Consider the following 3419-nt stretch of genomic DNA (forward strand, 5'->3'; position numbering starts at 1 on the left):
CTAGATAAGAGATACCACAATGCTACGGATATAGTAAGTTCCGCTACAAAGATTTTGGCAGGAATTACAAATCTAACAGCAGTATCAGTTACTTACAAAAATCAAATCAAATCAATTGCTAATATCGAAATGCTAAGGGTAAGCGAATCTTCCTTGCTTTTGATAGTAGTTTATGATAATGGCTTGATAGTAAATGACTTGATTAGGTTAAATTATAGTCCAGAAGACGAAGACCTAGAATTTTTAAACAGGCTCTTGCAAAGAGAGTTAATCGGGTCAAACATTTTAGACTTGTCTGATAAGATTAGGAAGATTGAAGAAAAGTTAAACCTCAATTATAAGTATTTACTCGATATAATCCAAACTAAGATGGAGAATGAATCCGTTAAAGATTCTAATAAAGAAATCAAGATAGAGGGTTTGGGTAATATATTCAATTTCAAGGAATTTGATGATATAGTTAAGGCTAAGGAATTTATCAATCTCTTTGAAAGTCCAGATATTATTACAGATTTTCTAACTGATAAGAATGATAAAAGTCTTGTCATTACTATCGGAGAAGAAAATGAGATTGACCAATTAAAAGAAAATACAATCATAACTTCATATTTTAAGGTAGATGAAAATACCATCGGCACGATTGGTGTTGTGGGTCTAACTAGGATAAATTACAAGGAAGTAATTGAGAGTATAAAACTAATTTCAGATTTATTAAATCAATAAGAGGAAGGTGGAGGAATTGGCAGACGATATCAAAAAAGATGAAAATCTAGAAGAAGAAGTCGAAGATATAAAAGATATAGAAGATGAAATAGAAGAAAATCTAGAAGAAGAAATCATAGATGCAGAAATAGTTGACGATGTGAATGATTCTTCAGCTAACAATGAATATATAGAAAAATATCAAAGGTTAATGGCTGATTTTGCAAATTATAAGCAAAGAGAAGAAAAGGCTAAGGCGGATTTTAAAAAGTATGCATCTAGCTCTTTGATAGAAAAGTTATTACCAGTTCTTGATAATTTCGATAGGGCCCTAAAGGATAAGGATCCAGAAGATCCATTTGTAAAGGGAGTTATAATGACAAGAGACGAACTTCTTAAAACCCTTAAAAACGAAGGCCTAGAAGAAATACCATCAGACGGTGAAAAATTTGATCACAATCTCCACCACGCAGTCATGACAGAAAGTAGTGATACTGTGGAAGAAGATTATATTATAGAAACATTCCAAAAAGGATACACATTAAACGGCAGAATCCTTAGACCAGCTATGGTTAAGGTAAGCAAGTAGGAGGAAAAATTATGGCAAAAATTATAGGAATTGACTTAGGTACAACAAACTCAGCAGTAGCTGTTATGGAAGGTGGTACACCAACTATCATCCCAAATAGTGAAGGTAATAGAACTACTCCATCAGTAGTTGCTTTCTCAAAAGATGGAGAAAGATTAGTTGGTGAAACAGCTAAAAGACAAGCAATCACCAACCCACACAGAACAATAGCATCAGTTAAAAGAGAGATGGGTCACGATTGGAAAAGCCCTGAAATTGATGGCAAACAATATACACCAGAAGAAATCTCAGCAATGATTCTTCAAAAATTAAAGGCAGATGCAGAGGCTTATCTTAATGATACAGTAACAAACGCAGTAATTACCGTACCTGCTTACTTTACAGATGCTCAAAGACAAGCTACAAAAGATGCTGGACAAATCGCAGGTCTTAAAGTAGACAGAATCATCAACGAACCAACAGCAGCAGCTCTTGCTTATGGTATGGATAAGGAAACTGACCAATCTAAGATAATGGTTTACGACCTTGGTGGCGGTACCTTCGATGTTTCAATACTCGAAGTAGGTGATGGAGTATTTGAAGTATTATCTACAAGAGGAAATAACAAATTAGGTGGAGATGACTTTGATAATGCAGTTGTAGATTATCTTGCAAGTGAATTTAAGAAAGAATCTGGCGTTGATCTTACAAAAGATTTAACAGCTATGCAAAGATTAAAAGATGCAGCAGAAAAGGCTAAGAAAGAATTATCTTCAACCCTAACAACTAATGTAAATCTACCATTTATCACAGCAGTAGATGGTCAACCTGTCCACTTAGACATCAACTTATCAAGAGCAAAATTTGATGAATTAACTCACGATTTGGTAGAAAAAACTAGAAAACCAGTAGAAGATGCTCTTCACGATGCAGGTCTATCAGCATCTGATATCGACAAAGTTTTACTTGTTGGTGGTTCTACAAGGGTACCAGCTGTTCAAGAATTAGTTAAGAGAATAATCGGCAAAGAACCTCAAAAAGATATCAACCCAGATGAATCAGTTGCAATTGGTGCAGCTATCCAAGGTGGTGTCCTAACAGGTGAAGTAAAAGACCTATTACTTCTTGATGTAACACCACTATCACTTGGTATTGAAACTCTTGGTGGAGTTGCTACAAAACTAATCGAAAGAAATACTACAATCCCAACAAAGAAATCACAAATATTCACAACTGCAGCTGATGGACAAACAGAAGTAGACATCCACGTTGTTCAAGGTGAACGTGAAATGGCAGCAGATAACACTACCCTAGGCAGATTCCAACTTACAGGCATTCCTGCAGCTAGACGTGGTGTGCCACAAATCGAAGTAACATTTGATATAGATGCTAATGGTATTGTAAATGTAACAGCTAAGGACCAAGGTTCTGGTAAGGAACAAAAAATTACAATTACATCTTCATCTAACCTATCTGAAGAAGAGATTGATAAGAAAATTAAAGAAGCAGAGAAATTTGCTGAAGAAGATAAAAAGAAAAAAGAAGATATAGACGCTAAAAACAACGCAGAAAACCTAGTTTATCAAGCTAGAAAAACTGTAGAAGATGCTAAACTTGAAGGTGCTGATAAGGAAAATATCGAAGCTAAGGCAAAAGAACTAGAAAGTGCAATAGGAGCTAATGATATTGATAAGATTAAGAGCCTAACAGAAGAGCTAACAAATGAAATCTACAAGGTAAGCGAGAAAATGTATAAGGCAAATGAAGCAAGCCAAGGCGGGGCTGGTAGCAAGGATGAAGACGTTGTAGATGCCGACTATGAAGTAATTGATGAAGATGAAGAATAATCTTTTGAAAGATTACCTATAAATAGTATAATAAAAACAATTGATAAAAGGAGCTATTTCCTAGTGAAATAGCTCTTTTTAATGATTGGAGGAAGTATGAGAGATCCATATGAAGTGCTGGGCGTTGGTAAAAATGCTTCAAGTACAGAGATTAAAAGAGAATATAGAAAACTTGCTAAAAAATACCATCCAGACCTAAACCCTGATGACAAGGAAGCTGAGCAGAAATTTAAGGAAGCGACCCTTGCCTATGAAATCCTATCAGATCCTGAAAAGAAACAAAAATATGATACCTACGGAGC

General features: G+C 35.0%; 4 protein-coding genes. All 4 read left to right on the plus strand.

Annotated elements, in window-relative coordinates:
- The coding region (locus RQ893_RS08655; protein ID WP_311482614.1) for an HrcA family transcriptional regulator at positions 1-723 on the plus strand (723 nt) is incomplete at its 5' end.
- A 16-nt stretch (positions 724-739) separates the two neighbouring features.
- A complete protein-coding gene (gene grpE, locus RQ893_RS08660) occupies positions 740-1291 on the plus strand; it encodes a nucleotide exchange factor GrpE (protein ID WP_399523604.1) in 552 nt (183 codons plus the stop codon).
- An 11-nt stretch (positions 1292-1302) separates the two neighbouring features.
- Positions 1303-3117, plus strand: coding sequence for a molecular chaperone DnaK (gene dnaK, locus RQ893_RS08665; protein ID WP_311482616.1), 1815 nt, complete (start codon positions 1303-1305; stop codon positions 3115-3117).
- A gap of 96 nt (positions 3118-3213) precedes the next feature.
- On the plus strand, positions 3214-3419 hold a 206-nt coding region (locus RQ893_RS08670), incomplete at its 3' end, for a DnaJ domain-containing protein (protein ID WP_311482617.1).

The organism is uncultured Anaerococcus sp. (assembly GCF_963510915.1).
Lineage (GTDB): Bacteria > Bacillota > Clostridia > Tissierellales > Peptoniphilaceae > Anaerococcus.